This is a genomic window from Arthrobacter sp. CAN_A1 (assembly GCF_015751665.1).
Classification (GTDB): domain Bacteria; phylum Actinomycetota; class Actinomycetes; order Actinomycetales; family Micrococcaceae; genus Arthrobacter_D.
In genome coordinates this window covers 23,522-43,163 of record NZ_JADOUR010000011.1, presented here as the reverse complement: position 1 = coordinate 43,163, position 19,642 = coordinate 23,522, and the positions used below count along the sequence as shown (strand labels likewise).

17 protein-coding genes and 1 tRNA gene are annotated in these 19,642 nt (G+C 66.0%); 12 read left to right on the top strand and 6 right to left on the bottom strand.

The features are described 5' to 3' along the window. The first annotated feature begins 19 nt into the window (after positions 1-19). A complete protein-coding gene (locus IWX62_RS12485) occupies positions 20-865 on the top strand; it encodes a metal ABC transporter ATP-binding protein (protein WP_196841745.1) in 846 nt (281 codons plus the stop codon). A 2-nt stretch (positions 866-867) separates the two neighbouring features. After that, positions 868-1,755: a metal ABC transporter permease gene (locus IWX62_RS12480; RefSeq protein WP_196841744.1), complete on the top strand. Its 888-nt coding sequence runs from the start codon at positions 868-870 to the stop codon at positions 1,753-1,755. Here IWX62_RS12480 and IWX62_RS12475 read toward each other — a convergent pair. Beyond that, on the bottom strand, positions 1,752-2,189 hold the full coding sequence (locus IWX62_RS12475; RefSeq protein WP_196841743.1) for a Fur family transcriptional regulator: 438 nt from the start codon (positions 2,187-2,189) through the stop codon (positions 1,752-1,754). The genes IWX62_RS12480 and IWX62_RS12475 overlap by 4 nt on opposite strands. Before the next feature lie 110 nt (positions 2,190-2,299). Here IWX62_RS12475 and IWX62_RS12470 point away from each other — a divergent pair, with 110 nt between their 5' ends. Beyond that, complete coding sequence (locus IWX62_RS12470) at positions 2,300-2,959, top strand: MBL fold metallo-hydrolase (protein ID WP_196841742.1); 660 nt, start codon at positions 2,300-2,302, stop codon at positions 2,957-2,959. On the opposite strand, the gene IWX62_RS12465 is transcribed toward IWX62_RS12470, so the two are convergent. Both IWX62_RS12465 and IWX62_RS12460 read right to left on the bottom strand, forming a co-directional pair. After that, positions 2,956-4,620, bottom strand: a complete 1,665-nt coding sequence (locus IWX62_RS12465) for an alkaline phosphatase D family protein (RefSeq protein ID WP_196841741.1) — start codon at positions 4,618-4,620, stop codon at positions 2,956-2,958. The two genes, IWX62_RS12470 and IWX62_RS12465, sit on opposite strands and share 4 nt — an antisense overlap. 46 nt (positions 4,621-4,666) lie before the next feature. Further along, a complete protein-coding gene (locus IWX62_RS12460; protein ID WP_196841740.1) occupies positions 4,667-5,749 on the bottom strand; it encodes a PLP-dependent cysteine synthase family protein in 1,083 nt (360 codons plus the stop codon). A gap of 137 nt (positions 5,750-5,886) precedes the next feature. Here IWX62_RS12460 and IWX62_RS12455 point away from each other — a divergent pair, with 137 nt between their 5' ends. Continuing rightward, positions 5,887-6,717 (top strand): sulfurtransferase, encoded by an 831-nt coding sequence (locus tag IWX62_RS12455; protein ID WP_196841739.1) that lies wholly within the window; start codon positions 5,887-5,889, stop codon positions 6,715-6,717. 30 nt (positions 6,718-6,747) lie between these two features. Continuing rightward, positions 6,748-7,179 carry an HIT family protein gene (locus IWX62_RS12450; protein WP_196841738.1) on the top strand — a complete coding sequence of 144 codons (432 nt, stop codon included), beginning with the start codon at positions 6,748-6,750 and terminating at the stop codon, positions 7,177-7,179. A gap of 8 nt (positions 7,180-7,187) precedes the next feature. On the opposite strand, the gene hrpA is transcribed toward IWX62_RS12450, so the two are convergent. Both hrpA and IWX62_RS12440 read right to left on the bottom strand, forming a co-directional pair. Next, positions 7,188-11,144, bottom strand: a complete 3,957-nt coding sequence (gene hrpA / locus IWX62_RS12445; protein ID WP_196841737.1) for an ATP-dependent RNA helicase HrpA — start codon at positions 11,142-11,144, stop codon at positions 7,188-7,190. A gap of 14 nt (positions 11,145-11,158) precedes the next feature. Continuing rightward, positions 11,159-12,127, bottom strand: coding sequence for a helix-turn-helix transcriptional regulator (locus IWX62_RS12440; RefSeq protein WP_196841736.1), 969 nt, complete (start codon positions 12,125-12,127; stop codon positions 11,159-11,161). A gap of 61 nt (positions 12,128-12,188) precedes the next feature. On the opposite strand from IWX62_RS12440, the gene IWX62_RS12435 reads away from it, so the two are divergent. Both IWX62_RS12435 and IWX62_RS16315 read left to right on the top strand, forming a co-directional pair. Next, positions 12,189-12,590 (top strand): hypothetical protein, encoded by a 402-nt coding sequence (locus IWX62_RS12435; protein ID WP_333483402.1) that lies wholly within the window; start codon positions 12,189-12,191, stop codon positions 12,588-12,590. Continuing rightward, positions 12,568-12,759 carry a hypothetical protein gene (locus tag IWX62_RS16315; RefSeq protein WP_333483401.1) on the top strand — a complete coding sequence of 64 codons (192 nt, stop codon included), beginning with the start codon at positions 12,568-12,570 and terminating at the stop codon, positions 12,757-12,759. The genes IWX62_RS12435 and IWX62_RS16315 overlap by 23 nt, the downstream gene beginning before the upstream one ends. A gap of 44 nt (positions 12,760-12,803) precedes the next feature. Here the strand turns inward: IWX62_RS16315 and IWX62_RS12430 are convergent. After that, positions 12,804-12,876 (bottom strand) — tRNA-Arg (locus IWX62_RS12430). A gap of 160 nt (positions 12,877-13,036) precedes the next feature. Between IWX62_RS12430 and argS the strand changes: the two genes are divergently transcribed. From argS to thrB, 5 genes are read left to right on the top strand one after another with little or no spacing between them, the layout of a single operon-like run. Next, positions 13,037-14,686, top strand: a complete 1,650-nt coding sequence (argS, locus tag IWX62_RS12425) for an arginine--tRNA ligase (protein WP_196841735.1) — start codon at positions 13,037-13,039, stop codon at positions 14,684-14,686. Beyond that, entirely contained in the window at positions 14,683-16,113 is a 1,431-nt protein-coding gene (lysA, locus tag IWX62_RS12420; RefSeq protein WP_196841734.1) for a diaminopimelate decarboxylase, read from the top strand. Before argS ends, lysA begins: the two co-directional genes overlap by 4 nt. A 49-nt stretch (positions 16,114-16,162) precedes the next feature. Further along, positions 16,163-17,482 carry a homoserine dehydrogenase gene (locus IWX62_RS12415; RefSeq protein ID WP_196841733.1) on the top strand — a complete coding sequence of 440 codons (1,320 nt, stop codon included), beginning with the start codon at positions 16,163-16,165 and terminating at the stop codon, positions 17,480-17,482. Beyond that, positions 17,483-18,607, top strand: a complete 1,125-nt coding sequence (gene thrC, locus IWX62_RS12410) for a threonine synthase (RefSeq protein WP_196841732.1) — start codon at positions 17,483-17,485, stop codon at positions 18,605-18,607. Beyond that, positions 18,600-19,592 (top strand): homoserine kinase, encoded by a 993-nt coding sequence (gene thrB, locus IWX62_RS12405; RefSeq protein ID WP_333483400.1) that lies wholly within the window; start codon positions 18,600-18,602, stop codon positions 19,590-19,592. The genes thrC and thrB overlap by 8 nt, the downstream gene beginning before the upstream one ends. The last annotated feature ends 50 nt before the right edge of the window (positions 19,593-19,642 follow it).

Sequence of the window (19,642 nt, the reverse complement as noted above, 5' to 3'; positions counted from 1 at the left end):
ACCTTATTTCTTGCTGGAGATGAACCAACTGGCTTTGCCCCATCACCCCTTCACAGCGGAGCGCACGGTCGCCGAGCCGGTGGTCAGCCTGCGGTCGGCGTCCCTCTCGTTCGGTGACCGGGTCCTCTGGCGGGACCTCGATTTCGATATCCACAAGGGTGAGTTCTTTGCGGTGCTCGGCCCCAACGGGTCAGGGAAAACCAGTCTCCTGAAGGTGCTCCTGGGACTCCAGCAGCTGGACTCCGGGTCGGCGACCATCAACGGGACCGGGGTCCGCCGGGGCAGCCGCGACATCGGTTACATTCCCCAGCAGAAGTCCTTCCCGCCGGAAACCCCGCTGCGCGCCCGCGACCTGGTGGGGCTCGGCGTCGACGGTCACCGCTGGGGACTGCGATGGCGCGGCAGGGACTACAACGCCACGGTCGATGCCCTGCTGGATAAGGTGGGCGCCTCCTCCTACGCCGACGCGCCGGTGGGGCGCCTGTCCGGGGGGGAGCAGCAGAGGTTGCGGGCGGCGCAGGCTCTCGCGACCAACCCGCAGGTGCTCCTCTGCGATGAGCCGTTACTGTCCCTGGACCTGCATCACCAGCAGGCGGTGAGCGGTCTCATCAACGATCAGTGCCATCACCACGATTCGGCTGTCGTCTTTGTGACCCACGAGATCAATCCAATCATCGACTATGTCGACCGGGTGCTGTACCTGGCGGGGGGACAATTCAGGGTTGGTCCGCCGCATGAAGTGATGACCAGTGAGGTGCTGTCCGAGTTGTACAACAGCAACGTTGAGGTGCTGCACAGCAAGGGGCGGATCATCGTCGTCGGGCTCCCGGACGACACCACCCACCACCACGCGGAAGGACACTGACAGTGGACCTGCAGGAGATCTTCACCGCACTGTTCAATTTCGAGAACTACTCCGATTTGCTGCCCCTGGTGCAGAACTCGCTGTGGGCGGGGGCCGTCCTCGGTCTGCTGGGCGGACTGATTGGTACGTTCGTGATGATGAGGGACCTGGCGTTTGCCGTCCACGGCATCGCCGAGCTGTCCTTCGCCGGTGCGGCGTTCGCGCTGCTCATCGGGGCCAACGTGATCTACGGTTCGCTGGTGGGTTCAGTTCTTGCCGCGCTGCTGCTGGGCGTGATGGGGATCAGGGCACGTGACCGGAACTCGATCATCGGGGTCATCATGCCGTTCGGTCTGGGCCTGGGTATCCTTTTTCTCGCCCTCTACGAGGGCCGCGCCGCCAACAAGTTTGGCCTGCTGACCGGTCAGATCGTGTCGGTGGACGACGTCCAGCTCTCCCTCCTGACGGGGTGTGCCGTCGCCGTCATGGTGGCACTGCTAGCAATCTGGCGGCCGCTGACCTTCGCCAGCGCCGACGCCGACCTGGCGGAGGCACGTGGAGTGCCGGTCCGCGGGCTCTCCATCGTGTTCATGTTCCTGCTCGGTGTATCAGTGGCCCTGTCCATTCAGGTGGTCGGTGCGCTGCTGGTCCTGGCCCTGCTGATCACCCCGGCCGCGGCCGCCCTGAAGGTGACGTCATCGCCCAGGATTGTGGTGCTCCTCAGCGTAATCTTCGCCTGTGTCTCAGTGGTGGGCGGAATTCTGCTGGCTCTGGGCGGGCGAATCCCGATCAGCCCCTACGTGACAACCATTTCCTTCGTGATCTACCTGGTCTGCCGGGGGATCAGCTGGCAGCGTGGCCGCCGCACAGCAGCCACCACATCCGGCCCCGTCCAGCTGCAGTCGGCCTAGCTCCGGCCCTGCTCGGCAGTGCAGTCAGGGCAAAGACCGTAGATCTCCACGGTGTGGGCCACCTCGGTGTAACCATGCTCCTCGGCGGTGCGGGCCGCCCACTTCTCGACGGCGGGCGCTTCGATCTCGACGGCGCGTCCACAGTTCCGGCAGAGCAGATGGTGGTGGTGGTGCGGGGCGTCGCACCGGCGGTACACCGCTTCCCCTTCCCCGTTCCGCAGCACATCGACCAGGCCATCCTCGGACATCGACTGCAGGATCCGGTAGGTGGTGGCCAGCGAAACGGCGTGTCCTGCCGTGTGCAGCAGGCGGTGGAGTTCCTGGGTGCTGACGAAATCGTCGAGGTCATCGAGCGCTGCACTGACCGCAAGACGCTGCTTCGTGACCCGCTGCTCTGAGCCTTTGCGGGCGGCCGGTTCTGCTACTGGTGGCACTGATGAATCCCCTCCTGACGGCTCGGGTGGTACTGACTGTCGCGACCAAGATTACCAGCGGTGGGGCCCGGGCTCTGTTGGCTGGGGCGGCCCAACGGTAGGCTGACGCGATGAAGCTCACCAAATATACCCACGCCTGTGTCCGGCTGGAGAAGGACGGCGCAGTGCTCGTCGTCGACCCGGGATCATTTTCCGAAGTGGAGACCGCATTAGCGGGTGCGCATGCGGTGCTCATCACCCACCAGCACGCCGATCATTTCGACGAGGAACGTCTGGTGGAAGCGCTGCGTGATGACCCCACCCTGGCGGTCTACGCGCCGGCTACGGTAGCCACAGCGCTTTCCGTGCGGCTCGGCGACGACGAACCCGGCAGGGTCCACACGGCCGAGCCGGAGCAGCGGTACAGCGTCGCCGGGTTCGAGGTCCAGACCTTCGGCGGCCAGCACGCGCTGATCCATCCGCACATACCCATGGTCGCCAACATCGGCTACTTCATCGACGGGTCGCTCTACCACCCGGGAGATTCCTTCATCGTCCCGCACGGCATCGACGTGTCAACGCTTCTGGTACCGGTCCATGCGCCCTGGTCCAAGACCGGCGAGGTGATCGATTTCGTGACGTCGGTCCGGGCGGCCCGTGCCTTCCAGATCCACGATGCACTCCTCAACGACGGAGGGCTACAGCTGGTGGAGAGCCATGTGGCGCGGATCGGTGGACTCTACGGCACCGAGTTCCGCCATCTCGATCCGGGGGAAAGCGTGCTGCTCTAGGGCGTGGCCCGCGGCGACACCGTCACCGTGGCCACTTCCTCCAGGCGCGGCGAGAGGTGATCGCCGTCGTCCACCACTCCACGCTCCCACCAGAACCGCAGGCCATCAGGGCCGTCCTGCAGTCCCGCCAGATTGTTGTCGAACCAGGGGCCCTTCACCCCCGACCAGCGGAACGGCGGATCGGGGACCTTCGCCGAGCGGGCCACCAGCGCACCCACCGGGCTGGCGACGCCGTAGGACAGGATGGCGGTGAGGAACCGCATGGCGCGGGGGAGCGGATTGCGGATCGGTGAACAGACGGCCTGGATGATGCGGCTTCCCGACGACCGCTCCACCTCTGACACATAGGAGAAGTGCACGTCCCCGGACAAGAAGGTGACCGTCTCGGGTGCCGGGCCGCGCTTGCCGTCCGCCACCTCGACGGCCATGCCGGCCACGGCCCTGAAGCTCCGCTGGAAGGCACCCCAGTGTTCCAGGTCAACGGTACGGCGCATTTTCTCGCCGATCTTCGCCCCGAAACTGCCCCAGGCACCGTCGGCGAGCGCCTCGTTCCAGGCCTCGATGTGATGCAGGCCGGTGGGCAGCAGGAACGGCAGTGAGGTGGCGATCAATAGGTGCCGGAAGCCGCCCTGCATCTGGCCGTCGAGCCACTCCAGCTCCTTGTCATCAAGGATTGACCGCTTGGCGGGGTCAAGGACCCGGCCCGCCCGCGAGTCGAGGACCACCAGCCGGACGTCGCCGATCTCGCGGCTGAAGCTCCACCGGTAGGTTGACGGTTCCTGGTTGGTCCGGTCGGCGAAGGCGTCCAGGGCGTCGCTCAGGTCCAGTTCGGCGTCGCCGGTGTGCGAGGTGACCAGCTGCCAGATCTCATCCTGCGCACGCTGCTCGGGGGAGAGGTTGCCCAGATGCTGGTGCACCCAGTAGGAGGCCAGTCCCGAGACAATGCGGCCCTGCCACCAGGAAGTCGCCTCCATGGTGTGCTTCCACTGGAGGGAGGTGTTCCAGTCGTCGCGGATGTCATGGTCGTCGAAAATCATCGCGCTGGGCAGGGTGGAGAGCAACCACCGGTTGGCGTCATCGGACCACGCAAGGTTGTACAGGTGGGCGTACTCCTCGTAATCCTTCAGCTCCTCGCCGGGCTCCTCGTCGATATCCCGCCGGGCCTTGATGAACTCCTGCATGGCGTCACTGGTGACGTCGGCGTACACCTGGTCACCCAGAAAAACCACCAAATCGGGCCAGGCCACCCCGTTGACCCCGGCCGCCAGATTAAGGGCGTACGCGCGCATCGAATCGACTCCATGTTTGCTGTTGCCGGCCGCGTTGTGAGGGACACTTGTCCGGCAGGAACCGAAGGCCATCTTGATCGGTTTGCCGGGCGCCAGAGTGGCGATCATGGAGGGGGGATACCCTGACCCTTGCTCGGGCCACACCTGGATGCCGTCGATCGACACCGTGTACGCGGTGACGGTTCCCGGTTCCAGGCCGTCAGCTTCGACCAGGGCGTAGTGATGGCCGTGGACGCCGAACGTCTGGGCAGTCCAGGTTTGCTGACCGGCCGTCACGCTAACCTGCGCAGCGTCCCGGGTTTCCACCCAGATACTGGCCGAGGTCAGGTCGACGTACCGCATCATTGGACCGAGCACCAGGGAATCATTCATAACTCAGTTCTACCCGGTTCACGTCACCGCCGCTATCTGCGCGGGTTCAGTCCCGCCAGGTTCCGGTGGCGAAGAAGTGCTCAAGGTGGCGGGTGTACGGTCCCGGATCGAGGCCCCGGGCGGAGAGCCAGGCGTCGTCGTCGTACGAGCCCGCGTACCGGGTACCGGCATCACACATGAGGGACACCACGCTGCCGCGGCGCCCCTCAGCGATCATTTCACCGATCAGCTGCCAGACCCCCCACAGGTTGGTTCCCGTGGAAGGTCCGGCATGGAGGCCGGTGAGCTGGCGGAGGTGACGCATTGCCGCGACCGAGGCCGCGTCGGGCACCTGGATCATGTGGTCGATGACGCCGGGCACAAAACTGGGTTCCAACCGCGGCCGTCCGATGCCCTCGATCCGGGAGGGGCTGCCCGCGGCGGCGGTGCCGGGGTGACGCCATGCCGGGTAGAAGGCCGAGTTCTCCGGGTCGACGACGGCGAGGCGGGTGCTGTGGCGTTGGTACCGGATATAGCGGCCGATGGTCGCGCTGGTTCCGCCGGTGCCGGCCCCCACGACGATCCAGTCGGGGATCGGGTGCTGTTCCAAAGTGAGCTGACCGTAGATCGATTCCGCAATGTTGTTGTTGCCCCGCCAATCGGTGGCCCGCTCGGCGTACGTGAACTGGTCCATGTAGTGGCCACCAGCCGTGGCCGCCAGACCGGCGGCGGCGGCGTACACCTCGGAGGCGTGGTCAACGAAGTGGCAGGCTCCGCCGTACTGTTCGATCAGGTCAATCTTTTCCGTGCTGGTGGTCCGGGTCATCACGGCGATGAACGGCAGGTCAAGGAGTTGGGCAAAGTAGGCCTCGGAGACTGCTGTGGAGCCGCTGGAGGCCTCGACGATGGTGGTGTTCTCGGTGATCCACCCGTTGACCAGTCCAAACAGGAAGAGGGAGCGGGCCAGCCGGTGCTTGAGGCTGCCGGTGCGGTGGGTCGACTCGTCCTTCAGGAACAGCTCGACGCCCCAATGCTCCGGCAGGGGAACCGCATACAGATGAGTGTCAGCCGACCTGTTGTTCTCGGCTTCGATCCGGCGGATGGCCTCCGCGGCCCAGGACCGGTCGGAGAGGGCGCTTAGGGTGTTCACTGGTTCAGCCTACCGGCCTGCCTTTCCGGGGGCCGAAGACTTGTCCGGCTGTGGATTGGAGTACCGGCCCGCGCTGTGATGGACTGGTGCGCATAAGGCTCGGCAGTGTTGCCGGTCACATTCAAAAGGAGATCTTGATGAAGACTCTGATGGACGTGCAGGCCCTGCAGCACCGGATGACCTCCGGCCTGCAGACGGTCCTGCTGGATGTCCGCTGGTCGTTGGGTGATCCCCACGGCCACGGTCATTACCAATCAGCCCACATACCCGGCGCAGTGTACGTTGACCTCGACGCTACCCTCAGTGGTGAACCGTCGGTCCGGGAGGGTCGCCATCCACTTCCCCCGATCGATCGGTTGCAGGAAGCTGCCCGCCAATGGGGTATCAATGACGGCGACGTGGTGGTGGCGTACGACAATTCAGGCAACACCTCAGCGGCCCGCCTCTGGTGGCTGCTGCGCTGGGCAGGCCTGGAGTCGGTACATCTGCTCGATGGCGGGCTTGCCGCCTGGACCGGTGCCGGTTACGGCACTGAGGGCGGCGAGGAACAGCACTGCCTCGGTGAAGTGGCACTGAATCCCGGGTCGATGACGGTCACCGATATTGCTCAGGTCCGGTCAATCGCCGAACACGGCGTGCTGCTCGACGCCCGTGCTGGCGAGCGGTTCCGTGGTGAGATCGAGCCGCTGGATCCCAAAGCGGGCCACATTCCCGGTGCGGTCAGTGCGCCAACCACGGAAAACCTCGCCCTGGACCAACGGTTCAAGACTCCTGCCGACCTTCGCCGGCGCTTCGAAGCGCTGGGGGTCAGCGACAGCGTCGACGTCGCCGTCTACTGCGGGTCGGGGATCACCGCGGCCCACCAGATCGCTGCCCTGGAGATTGCCGGGTATTCCGCCGCGCTCTATCCGGGGTCCTGGTCGCAGTGGTCCTCCCGGTCGGATCTACCCGTCGCCACGGGCGCCTGACCGAGCCCCCGAGAAGCAAGGAGTTAGTGAATGAGTACCCTCTTCACCAAGATCATCGACGGCGACATTCCGGGCCGGTTTATCTGGAAGGACGACGACGTCGTCGCGTTCCTCACGATCGCGCCGCTGACCGATGGACACACCCTGGTGCTGCCACGCAAAGAAGTGACGCACTGGGTGGAGGCGGAACCGGAACTGCTGGGCAAGGTGATGGCGGTAGCGCAGACCATCGCGAAGGCGCAGACAGCAGCATTCGCCCCTAAGCGCGTGGGCGTGCTGATGGAGGGTTACGAGGTGCCGCACCTGCATGTCCACGTCTGGCCCACGCAGAGCGCCAAGGACTTCGACGTGCATGCAGTCGACCACAACCCGGACCCGGCCGCCCTCGATGCCAACGCCAACGCCCTGCGGGACGCGCTCCGATCGGCCGGGCACGGAGAGTTTGTTCCCGATGCCGGCTAACCTGCAGGCTACCTGGCCGCTGAGCTGACGCCGGTCCGCGCTGCCATCGCCTCGCCGATGGCAGCGCGGATCCGCTTCTCCGACACGGTGTAGGCGGTGCCCAACTCCTGGGCGAACAGACTGATGCGCAGCTCCTCAAGCATCCAGCGCACCTTCAACAGGGCGGGAGGGGTTTTCCTGCTGCCTGGGACGAGGGCGGCGACGGCGTCGTCGTACTCGTCCTCAAGGCGCTGGACCGCGGCGGTCCCCAACGAATCGCGCTGGACGTTGCCGGCCAGCTTCGCGAGGCGGGTCTCGATCCCTGACAAATAGCGGGGCAGGTGGCTCAGCTGGGCATACCCGGTCTTCGCAACAAAGCCGGGGTAGACCAGCTGTTCCAGCTGACTTCGGACATCGTTCAGCGCGGTGATCAAGGCGAGGCTGGTGGTGCCCTTGAGTTGCTTTTCGATCCGTCGGGTACTGGACAGGATTTTCTCCACCGTGGCGGTCACCGTGAACACCGTGTCGATGAGTTCGGCCCTGACGTTCTCGTAAAGGGAAGTGAACTCCGCCTCGGTCCACGGCAGGGTTTCGGGCGTCAACTTGTCGACGGCGGCGAGCGTGCAGTCCTCGATCAATCCAGCGACGCTGCCGTGCGGGTTCTGGCTGAAGGTGAGCTTCTCGGCGTTGCTAAGGTGCTCCAGGACATACTTGGCCGGGCTGGGAACACGCACGGCGAGGAGCCTGATGACCCCGTCGCGCATGGCGGCGCCCTGCTCTGCGGGATTGGGGAAGACTGCCAGCCCCGCGGCGGTTCCCTCATCGGTCAGCGCCGGGTACCCGGTCACTGTGTGCCCGTTCACGTTCCTTGCCACGTGGCGGGGGATGTCGCCGAAGGTCCACGCCGTGAGTCCAGAGCGTTCGGTGATCCCGATCTCCCTGGTGCTCGCCAGCCCGGACGGCCCGGACGTCGCCGGCGGGGACCCGGCAGCCGGCGTCCCGCGAGCGGGGGCCTTCGCCGTTCGGGTGGACGCTGGCGTGGCACCGAGTGACTCGGCGATGGCGCGGCGTGTTTGAGGCGCGAGCCGCTCCTGGAGGGCTGGCAGATCGGTGCCCTCATCGAGGATCTGCCCTTTGCCGTCGACCACCTGGAAGCTCATCAGCAGGTGATCGGGCAGGACGCTGCGGTTCCACGACCCGGGCTCGATGATGTGGCCCTTCATCCGGCGCAGCACCAGTTCAAGGGAGTGCTCAAGATCGTCACTCGCCGGGTCGAAGTCGGCGTTCAGTGCGGTGACAGCACTGCGGGCTACATCGGGGGCGGGAATGAAGTTCTTGCGGACCTGCTTGGGCAGCGATTTGATCAGGGCGGTCACCAGTTCCACCCGTAGCCCGGGAATCTGCCAGTGGAAGGGCCTGGCGTCGAGCTGGTTCAGGAACACCACCGGAATCTTCACCGTGACGCCGTCGGACGCACCCTGCACGCCGGGGGAGAACTCGTAGCTCAGGGGGAGGTCGAAACTTCCCTGGTGCCAGATTTTGGGGAAAGCCGACTCGTCAAGGTCACTGTTGTCCGCGAGCAGGTCGCCGGGGAGGAAGTCGAGCAGGTCGGGCTGCAGGCGGCGGGTGTCCTTCCACCACGAGTCGAAGTGCCGTTCGGACACCACCTCGGGGCCCACCCGCGTGTCGTAGAACTCGAAGAGGGTCTCGTCGTCGACCATCAGGTCGCGGCGCCGCAGCCGGTTCTCCAGCTCCTCGATCTCCGCCAGGCGCGCCTTGTTGCGGTGGAAGAATTTGTGGTGGGTCTTCCAGTCGCCCTCCACCAGGGCGTGCCTGATGAACAGTTCCCGCGCCAGCTCACGGTCGATCCGACCGTAGTTGATCCGGCGCTGCGGGACGATCGGCACACCGTACAGGGTCACTTTCTCGTGAGCCATGACGGCGCCCATCTTGCGGGACCAGTGTGGCTCGCTGTAGCTGCGTTTGACCAGGTGCGGCGCCACCTCCTCGGCCCACAGCGGATCGAATTTGGCTGCCACCCGGGCCCAGAGCCTGGACGTCTCCACCAGTTCGGCGGCCATCACCCAGTCCGGGGATTTTTTGAAGAGGGCGCTGCCGGGGAAGACAGCGAAGCGGGTGCCGCGTGCTCCGGCGTACTCGCGCTTGCGCTGGTCGTAGAGCCCGATGTGGCTCAGCAGCCCAGCGAGCAGGCTGATGTGGATGGCAGTGTCGTTGCCGACCGGATCCACCGGGTCGGGGGAGAGGGTGATGCCCAGCGGCTTGGCCAGCTGACGGAGCTGGGCGAACAGGTCCTGCCATTCACGCACACGTAGGTAGTTGATGAACTCGTTGCGGCACAGTTTGCGGAACTGGGTGGAAGACAGTTCCTTCTGCTTCTCCTGCAGGTAACGCCACAGGTTCAGATACCCGGTGAAATCGGAGTTCTCGTCGTGGAACCGCTTGTGCATCGCCGTCGCGGTCTGCAGCTTCGAACCCTGATCCGCCTGCGGCCGCTCCCGCGGATCCTGGATGGTGAGCGCCGCAGCGAGGACCATCACTTCCTTGGCGCAACCGCGCTCGCCAGCCTCGACAATCATGCGACCCAGACGGGGGTCCACGGGGAGCTGGGCGAGCTTGCGGCCCACGGGGGAGATTCCGCCCGACGCCTCGAGCGCCCCGAGCTCCTTCAGGAGGGTCACACCGTCGTTGATGGCTTTGGAGTCAGGCGGTTCGACGAACGGGAAATCGGCGACATCCTTGGGCCCGCGGGTGACGCCCATGGCGGTCATCTGGAGGATGACGGCCGCCAGGTTGGTGCGCAGGATCTCCGGGTCGGTGAACGGGCGGCGGGCCTCGAAGTCCTCCTGGGAATACAGGCGGATCGCGATACCGTCCGACACGCGGCCACACCGGCCGGAGCGCTGGTTGGCCGAAGCCTGGGAGACGCGCTCGATCGGCAGCCGCTGCACCTTCGTGCGGTGCGAGTAGCGCGAAATGCGGGCGGTTCCGGTGTCAATGACGTACTTGATGCCGGGGACGGTCAGCGAGGTTTCGGCGACGTTGGTAGCGAGGATGATGCGCCGCCCCGGCCCCGATGGTTTGAAGACCTGGTGCTGTTCCTGCAGCGACAGCCGGGCGAACAGCGGCAGAATAGCCGTCCCCGTGAGCCGTGGGTTGACCTGCACCCGGGCGCGGAGGGCATCTGCCGCGTCGCGGATCTCGCGCTCGCCGGAGAAGAACACCAGAATGTCGCCGGGGGCTTCCCTGGCCAGTTCGTCGACAGCGTCGCAGACGGCGTCCAGTGGGTCCCGGTCTTCCTCCTGGTCACCCGGATCAGCGCTGTCGTCTGCCTCGCCGGCTGGCTGGCTCAACGGACGGTACCGGATTTCGACCGGATAGGTGCGCCCTGAGACCTCGATGATCGGCGCCGGTTGCTTGACGGTCACTGCCTCGTCGGCGGCGAAGTGCGCGGCGAAGCGTTCAGGGTCGATCGTGGCCGAGGTGATGATGAGCTTCAGATCGGGCCGCTGCGGCAGGATCCGTTTCAGGTAGCCCAGGATGAAGTCGATGTTAAGGCTGCGTTCGTGGGCTTCATCGATGATGATGGTGCTGTACTTTTTCAGCAGCCGGTCGTGCTGGATCTCGGCCAGCAGAATTCCGTCAGTCATCAGCTTGATCTTGGTGCTGCGGCTCACCTCACCGGTGAACCGCACCTGGAAACCGACCTCGGCGCCCACCAAGACGCCAAGTTCCTCGGCAATGCGTTCGGCCACAGTGCGGGCGGCGAGACGGCGGGGCTGGGTATGGCCGATCAGACCCCTGTCGGCAAGTCCCAGCTCCACGCACATCTTCGGAATCTGGGTGGTCTTGCCGGACCCGGTTTCGCCGGCAATGATCGTCACCTGGTTGGCGGCGATGGCAGCCATAATGTCGGCGCGGCGCTCGGAAACCGGGAGTTCAGGGGGATAGGAAATAGTCAGTGCCATGATGGGTACCAATTCTAGGCGGTAGGACTATCTCCCGAGGCCCGGGTGAGGCGTTCCGCCGCCAACCGTGCCCGCTCACGCATCAGCGGGGGCTCGAGAATCTCGAATTCGAGGTCCAGTGCCACAAGATGCATCAGCGGCCAGTCGAGCGAATCAAAGCCTGCCCGCATGAGGGTATGCTCCTCGCCGTCGCTCTGCAGTTCAGCCGTGTCCGGGGACACTTTCTGCGACACCTCGCTGATGTTCCCCGTGAGCCGGACGACGACGTCGTACTTGTATGGCGAGCGCGTGATCGACTGCTGCACATAGAGCGCGAGATCCCGGGCGGGGAGCGGACGGGGGGTGAACCTGTCCCGCTGGGCGGGCACACTCTGGCACCGGTCCACGCGGAACGTCCGCCAATCCTCCCGCGTGGCATCCCAGGCCACCAGATACCAACGCCTGCCGGTGTCAACAAGCCGATAGGGTTCGACGATCCGTCGCGACGATTCCCCGTCCTGGCGGGCGTACCTGAAGACCACGGTGCGCCGTTCTGTGATTGCGGCGGAGAGCGCGGTAAGGATCTCCGGCCGGACCGGGGTGCTGACGGCCGCCATCCGGGTGACAGCGCTGCGCAGCCCTGCGAAACGCGGACGAAGCCGGCTGGGAAGCACCTGCTCCAGTTTGGTCAGGGCCCGCACTGATGCCTCGCCGATCCCGGCCACGGGGCTTGCCGTGACGGCGCTCAGGCCGAGGGCGACGGCGAGCGCCTCGTCATCGTCGAGCAGCAGCGGGGGCAGTTGCGCGCCCGCGCCCAACTGGTAGCCCCCGGCCACCCCTGGCGACGCATGGATGGGATAGCCCAGCGTGCGGAGCTTGCCGATATCCCGACGCACGGTGCGCTCGGTGACATCCATGCGGTCCGCGAGCGCCGAACCGGTCCATTCCCGGCGCAACTGAAGCAGGGAGAGCAGCTGGAGCAGCCGCGCCGAAGTTTCCAACATGTCATCAAACTACTCCTCAACGAGGTCAGAAACTGTCCTGAATCGCTTCTACACTGGGCACATGAACCACAAGGACGAGCTCGTGCAGCAGCTGCAGTGGCACTGGGAAGAGCAGGCACGCCCACGGTTGGCGGGCCCGACCGACGACGAATATCTGTGGGAACCGGTGCCCGGCTGCTGGAGCCTCCGCACCCGCGGCACGGGCACCGCCGCCCGGCAGTTGGGTGGCGGTGCCCTCACCCTTGACTTTGAGTATCCGGAACCGGTGCCGGCGCCGGTGACCACCATTGCCTGGCGGCTGGGTCACCTGATGGTGGGAGTGCTCGGAGCGCGGGTGGGACACCACTTCGGAGGTGAGCCGATTGACTATGAGACGTTTGACTTTCCCGGAACCGCGGCTGGGGGCGCTGGAGCGGCTGGATGGGTTGTACTCCCAGTGGATGGCCGGCGTCGCGTCGCTTGATGCAGCCGGCCTGGAACGGCCGGTCGGACCGGCGGAGCACGATTTCGCGGCGGCGCCGATGGGATCCCTCATTCTTCACATCAACCGGGAAATGATCCATCACCTGGCCGAGATTGCCCTGCTGAGGGACCTCTACGCCTGGCGGACGGCCGGGATTCCGCTCGGTTAAAGCAGTCAACCCCCAGATTTCGCTGAAATCTGGGGGTTGTTCTGTGCCCTCGATAGGATTCGAACCTACGACCTTCTGCGCCGGAGGCAGACGCTCTATCCCCTGAGCTACGAAGGCGGATAACCGGTTAGACCGGCCCCGAATTGGGACTCACTGAGCTTATCAGGGAAGCGCCCTCCGACGAAAACCCCGCCGGACCAGACCCTGTGTGCGGGGTCGCCCGGGGGCGTGGCGTCACAGAAACTGCCGCAGCGGCGCGCCCCGTTATGCTGGAAGGGTGACTCCTGAAGAACTCTCTGCCGCCATTTCCTCCTGCCTCAAAGACGCGGTCGCCGCTGGCGAATTCGACGTCGACCTTCCGTCGGAGGTGCGGGTTGAGCGCCCCAGGAGCCGGGAACACGGGGACTGGGCCACCAATATCGCCCTCCAGCTGTCCAAGCAGGCGGGGATGAACCCCCGTGAGTTTGCCCAGATTCTCAGCGGCCGCCTGGAGCAGCTCATCGGCGTCAAGAGTGTCGCCATCGCTGGCCCCGGCTTTCTGAACATCACCCTCGACGCCGCTGCCGCCGGCGAGCTGGCGCGTTCCATTGTCGAGGCCGGCACCGCCTTCGGTACCAGCGCGCTCATGGGCGGCACCAAAATCAACCTCGAATTTGTGTCGGCGAACCCCACCGGTCCCATTCATCTGGGCGGTACCCGCTGGGCAGCCGTCGGAGACGCGCTGGCCCGGCTGTTCCAGTCCCAGGGCGCCGACGTGACCCGGGAGTACTACTTCAACGACCACGGCGCCCAGATTGAACGGTTCGCCCGCTCCCTCTGGGCGAGCGCCAAGGGCGAACCGTCTCCCGAGGACGGCTACGGCGGCGCCTACATTGACGACATTGCGGCACGCGTCCTGGTCCTCGATCCAGCGATCCTTGAGCTCGACCAGGCCGAATCGGTTGAGCGGTTCCGCGAACTGGGTGTCGATCTGATGTTCGGTGACATCAAGAAGTCACTGCATGATTTCGGCGTCGATTTCGATGTCTACTTCCATGAGCATTCCCTCTTCCAGGACGGCTTCGTCGAGGGCCTGCTGGAGCAGCTGAAAACCTCAGGGAACCTGTTCCTTGAGGACGGCGCGTGGTGGCTGCGGTCCACCGAGTTCGGCGATGACAAGGACAGGGTGGTCATCAAGTCCGACGGTGCCCCCGCCTATATTGCCGGCGACATCGGCTACTTCGTCAACAAACGCCGCCGCGGTTTCGACCTGAACATCATCATGCTCGGCGCCGACCACCACGGTTACGTGGCCCGGCTCAAGGCCGCCGCTGCAGCACTCGGTGATAACCCTGACACTGTCGAGGTCCTCATCGGCCAGATGGTCAACCTGATGAAGGACGGCGTCCCCGTCAGGATGTCCAAGCGGGCCGGAACCGTCGTGACGCTGGAGGACCTGGTTGACGCCGTCGGGGTCGACGCCGCCCGGTACACCCTCGCCCGCTTCTCGGCGGACTCCAACATCGACATCGACCTGGACCTGCTGACCCGGCGCACCAACGACAACCCGGTTTTCTACGTCCAGTACGCCCACGCCCGGACCCACGCAGTGGAGCGCAACGCAGCCGCAGCAGGGGTGGACACCAGCGCGTTCGACGCCTCCGAACTCAGCCACCCCACGGAGGGCGAACTGCTGGCGGCGCTCGGCCAGTTCCCCGGCATGGTGGCGCAGGCCGCGGCCTTCCGCGAACCACACCGCGTCGCCCGCCACATCGAAGTCATCGCCGGCACCTACCACCGCTGGTATGACGCCTGCCGGATCGCGCCGCTGGGCGATGAGCCGGTCACCGATCTGCACCGCACCCGGCTGTGGCTCAACAACGCCACCCAGCAGGTCCTTGCCAACGGTCTGGGCCTCCTCGGCGTGTCGGCACCGGAGCGGATGTGAGCGTGGGAAAGGCTTCGCCGCTGGCTCCCGGCTGGCTGAGCTACCCCGACGACGTCAACCGGCTGAACAGTGACCTGTGGGCCCGTGACGTGGACCGTCACGGCGACGAGCTGACGATCAGCGGTCTGAGCGTCAGTGACCTCGCTGAGCAGTTCGGTACGCCGCTGTTTGTCGTGTCCGAGGACGACTTCCGGACCCGGGCGCGCAGCTTCAGGGACGCGTTCAACGCTGCTTTCGCCGACCTGTGCGGGGGAGTGGACGTCTACTATGCGGGCAAGTCCTTCCTCTGCACCGAAGTGGCCCACTGGGTTGCCGAGGAGGGCCTGCGCCTTGATACCTGCTCCGGCGGGGAGCTCGCCATTGCGATGCGCGCCGGAATTCCCGGCGAACACCTTGGGCTGCATGGGAACAACAAATCCGACGCCGAGCTGGGCCGGGCGCTCGACCTGAACCTGGGTCGTATCGTGGTGGACAGTCTCCCCGAACTGGAACGCCTCGCCGCTCTCGCCGCCGCCCGCAGGATCACAGCGAACGTGATGCTCCGGCTCACCCCGGGCGTCCACGCGTCCACCCACGAGTTCATCGCAACCGCCCACGAGGACCAGAAGTTTGGGCTGTCCCTGGCCGACGACGGCGCCTCGCCCGCCACGCAGGCCGTCGCCGCGGCGCTGAATCACCAGTCGGTCAACCTGCTGGGCGTCCACTGCCACATCGGGTCGCAGATCTTCGAGTCCGAGGGTTTCGAACTTGCCGCGCGCAGACTGTTGGCGTTCCTCGCGCAGGTCCGGGACCGTCACGGGATCGAACTCCCCGAACTGGACCTCGGCGGCGGCTACGGCATTGCCTACATCGAGACCGACAAGCCCCGCCCCCCGGCGGAGATTGCCGCGGCGATGGCCGACGTCGTCCGCTCCACCTGCGCGGAACTGGGCCTGCGGGTCCCGCGGATCTCCATCGAGCCGGGCCGCGCGATCGTTGGATCGTCAACCTTCAGCCTGTACACGGCCGGGACCACCAAAACGGTTCAGGTCGACGTCGACGGTGCTGCCACCCAGCCGCGCCGGTATGTGTCAGTCGACGGCGGTATGAGTGACAATCCCCGGCCGGTCCTCTACGACGCCGACTACTCGGCGGCGCTGGCCTCCCGCACCTCAGCTGCCACCCCCGTGCTCTCCCGGGTAGTGGGCCGGCACTGCGAGAGTGGCGACATCGTGGTCAGGGATGTCTACCTCCCCGAGGATACCGACGCGGGCGACCTCCTTGCTGTTCCCGGCACCGGCGCCTACTGCTGGGCACTCTCCAGCAACTACAACTGGGTGGCCCGGCCACCCGTGGTCGCCGTCCGGGACGGCCGCGCACGGCTGATCGTGCGCGGCGAAACCGAGGATGACCTGCTGGCTCGCGACATCCCCCGCACCACCAACTGATTGCAGGAGTGACACCATTTCACCTGATACAGCTTCGAACACCGGCGCCATGTCCACCCTGAAGGTTGCCCTGCTGGGCTGCGGCAACGTGGGTTCGCAAGTGGCGCGGATCCTCCTCGAGGACGCCGAGGCACTTGCGGCCCGCACCGGCGCTCGGCTGGAACTGACCGGCATCGCGGTACGCACCATCGACGCGCCCCGCGACGTCGACCTGCCGCGGGAGCTCTTCACCACTGACGCGGACTCGCTGGTTGAGGACGCCGACATAGTGATTGAGCTGATGGGCGGAATTGAACCCGCCCGGTCGCTGATCCTGCGTTCCATCGACCATGGGGCAACGGTGGTCAGCGGCAACAAGGCACTGCTGGCGCTCGATGGTCCTACCCTGTACGAGAAGGCCGACGCCGCTCAGGTCCAGCTCTCCTATGAGGCAGCCGTGGCCGGGGCCATCCCCATCCTGCGCCCCATCAGGGACAGCCTCTCCGGCGACCGCATCACCCGGGTCCTCGGCATTGTCAACGGCACCACCAACTTCATCCTGGACCAGATGGATACCACCGGCGCCCAGTTCGACGATGCCCTCAAAGAGGCGCAGCGTTTGGGGTACGCGGAAGCCGACCCCACCGCCGACGTCGAGGGCCACGACGCCGCCGCGAAGGGCGCTATCCTCGCGTCGCTGTCCTTCCACACCCGCTTTGCGCTGGAGGATGTGTATTGCGAGGGCATCACCAAGGTGACCGCCGCCGATATCGCTGCCGCGAAGGATGCCGGCTTTGTCATCAAGCTCCTCGCGATCGCCGAGCTCCTGCCCCGGGACAACTCCGACGGCGCCGGCGCCGAGGGTGTCAGCGTCAGGGTTCACCCCACCCTGCTGCCCCGCGATCATCCCCTTGCCGCTGTCCACGGTGCGTTCAACGCCGTGTTCATCGAGGCCGAGAACGCCGGCGAACTGATGTTTTACGGCCAGGGTGCCGGCGGCACACCCACCGCATCGGCGGTGCTGGGCGACGTCGTCAGTGCTGCGCGCCGCATGGTGCTGGGCGGGCCGGGCCGCACCGAAACCACCACCGGTCACGTGCCGGCGATGGGCATCGACGCCGTGCGGACCAGCTATTCGATCGGACTCGATGTGGCCGATCAGCCGGGTGTCCTCGCGCGGATCGCCCAGCTGTTCGCCGAGCAGGGCGTCTCCATCGAAACCCTGCGCCAAAGCATTCACCCCTCCGATACTCCAGGCCAGGCCACGGCGGAACTGCGCATCGTGACGCACCGCGCCACCGAAGCGGCTCTCGCCGCGACAGTAGAACAGATCCAGGACCTCGCCGTCATCAATTCGGTGACGAGTGTCCTCCGAGTGGAAGGGGCCTAAGTGGCTCACCAATGGCGCGGCGTTATCCGCGAATACGCCGACCGTCTGCCCGTTTCGGAGACTACGGAGATCATCACGCTCGGGGAGGGCGGAACGCCGCTGGTCTTTGCCTCGGCCCTGTCCGAACTGACCGGATCCCAGGTCTACCTCAAGGTGGAAGGGATGAACCCCACCGGGTCCTTCAAGGACCGGGGGATGACCATGGCCATCACCGCTGCGATCGAGTCGGGGGCGAAGGCTGTGGTCTGCGCGTCGACGGGCAATACGTCCGCCTCCGCCGCCGCTTACGCCACCAAGGCGGGCATTACCTGCGCTGTGCTGGTCCCGGAGGGCAAGATCTCCATGGGCAAGCTCAGCCAGGCCATCGCCCACGGTGCCGAACTGCTGCAGGTCAACGGCAACTTCGACAACTGCCTCGACGTCGCGCGGAAGCTGGCCGAGGCGTACCCGGTGTTCCTCGTCAACTCAGTGAACCCTGCACGCATCGAGGGTCAGAAGACTGCAGCGTTCGAGGTAGTGGATGTCCTCGGGGACGCCCCCGACTACCACTTGCTGCCGGTCGGAAACGCAGGCAATATCACCGCATACTGGAAGGGCTACCAGGAGTACTCGACGCCGTACACCAACCCGCACGGTCCCGACGGCGTTGCCCTCCCCCCGGTGGCCACCAAACGCCCGGTGATGTGGGGCTTCCAGGCCGAAGGCGCTTCGCCGCTGGTCAAGGGCCACCCGGTCACCGAACCCGACACCATCGCGACGGCAATCAGGATCGGCAACCCGGCGTCCTGGGATCAGGCGATCGCGGCGCGGGACGAGTCCGGCGGGCTGATCGAAGCAGTCACCGATGATGAAATCCTCGAGGCGCACCGCTGGCTGTCGGCCCGCGAAGGCGTTTTCGTCGAACCGGCATCCGCGGCCGGCGTGGCGGGCCTTCTGAAAAAGCATGCCGCAGGGTTGGCACCGGTCGGCAAGACCATGGTGATCACCGTGACCGGCCATGGCCTGAAGGACCCGCAGTGGGCCTTGAAGGCTGCGGACGGCTCCGACGTTGAGCCCACCACAGTGGATTTCGACGTTGTCAGCGTCGCCACGGCGCTGGGACTTGAAGGCACCGCCGGTGAGTGACCTGGTGCCCTCCCCGGACATCAGCCGCCTGCCCGGCGGTATCCGGCTGGTGGCTGCCGGGCAGGCAGCCACCATCCGGGTCCCCGCCACCAGCGCCAACCTGGGGCCCGGCTTCGACACCCTGGGCCTCGCTGTCTCACTCTTCGACACCGTCACGGTGCGGACCACCACCAGCGGCGCCGTCACCGTGCGGGTCACCGGTGAGGGAGCTGGCGACCTGCCGACCGATGAAACCCACCTGGTGGCGCGCACGCTGCTGGACACGCTCGAACGGTCAGGCTTTGGCTGCCCGGGACTTGAACTCGAAGCGGAGAACCTGATCCCGCACGGCAGGGGACTGGGTTCCTCGGCTGCAGCGATTGTCTCAGCGGTCCTGGCCGCGAATTTCCTGCTGCCGGACACCGACCGGATGGATCCGGCGGGGCTCCTCCAGCTGTGCTCCACCCTGGAGGGCCACCCCGACAACGTGGCACCAGCCCTGCTGGGTGCGCTCGCCATCTCCTGGGAGAAGGGCCGCGTTTTCCACAGCGCCAGGGTGCCGGTGGATCCGTCGATTATCCCTGTCGCAGCCATTCCAGCCAGCAGCCTGTCGACGGAGACGGCGCGGGCACTCCTTCCCGCCTCCGTCTCCCACTCAAGCGCCGCCGCGAATGCCGGCCGCGCTGCACTGCTGGTCCACGCGCTGTCGCGGCAGCCTGAATTCCTCCTCGATGCCACCCAGGACGCGCTGCACCAGGACTACCGTGCCCAGGCTATGCTGCCCAGCGCCACGCTGATGCGCCAGCTCCGGGCGCAGGGTTTCCCTGCGGTCATCTCTGGTGCCGGTCCCACCGTGATGGCTTTTGCCGTCGGCGAGCAGCAGGCGGCGGAGATCGAGCGGCTGATCGCCGAGTTGACCACTGCCTCCGGACAGGACCAGGACTGGCGGATCCTTCGTCTGGCCGTCGAGTCCCACGGCGCCACCCTTCACCCCGGGCACAGCTAGCGGCCTGCCGGCGCCTCGTCGTGGGGCGCGACGGCGTGGCCAAGAAAATC

Bases quoted from the DNA above. Each gene is read 5' to 3' on its own strand.
- IWX62_RS12485 (WP_196841745.1), top strand. From the start codon at position 20: ATGAACCAACTGGCTTTGCCCCATCACCCCTTCACAGCGGAGCGCACG.
- IWX62_RS12470 (WP_196841742.1), top strand. From the start codon at position 2,300: ATGAAGCTCACCAAATATACCCACGCCTGTGTCCGGCTGGAGAAGGAC.
- IWX62_RS12465 (WP_196841741.1), bottom strand. From the start codon at position 4,620: ATGAATGATTCCCTGGTGCTCGGTCCAATGATGCGGTACGTCGACCTG.
- IWX62_RS12455 (WP_196841739.1), top strand. From the start codon at position 5,887: ATGAAGACTCTGATGGACGTGCAGGCCCTGCAGCACCGGATGACCTCC.
- IWX62_RS12450 (WP_196841738.1), top strand. From the start codon at position 6,748: ATGAGTACCCTCTTCACCAAGATCATCGACGGCGACATTCCGGGCCGG.
- hrpA (WP_196841737.1), bottom strand. From the start codon at position 11,144: ATGGCACTGACTATTTCCTATCCCCCTGAACTCCCGGTTTCCGAGCGC.
- IWX62_RS12440 (WP_196841736.1), bottom strand. From the start codon at position 12,127: ATGTTGGAAACTTCGGCGCGGCTGCTCCAGCTGCTCTCCCTGCTTCAG.
- IWX62_RS12435 (WP_333483402.1), top strand. From the start codon at position 12,189: ATGAACCACAAGGACGAGCTCGTGCAGCAGCTGCAGTGGCACTGGGAA.
- IWX62_RS16315 (WP_333483401.1), top strand. From the start codon at position 12,568: ATGGCCGGCGTCGCGTCGCTTGATGCAGCCGGCCTGGAACGGCCGGTC.
- IWX62_RS12415 (WP_196841733.1), top strand. From the start codon at position 16,163: ATGTCCACCCTGAAGGTTGCCCTGCTGGGCTGCGGCAACGTGGGTTCG.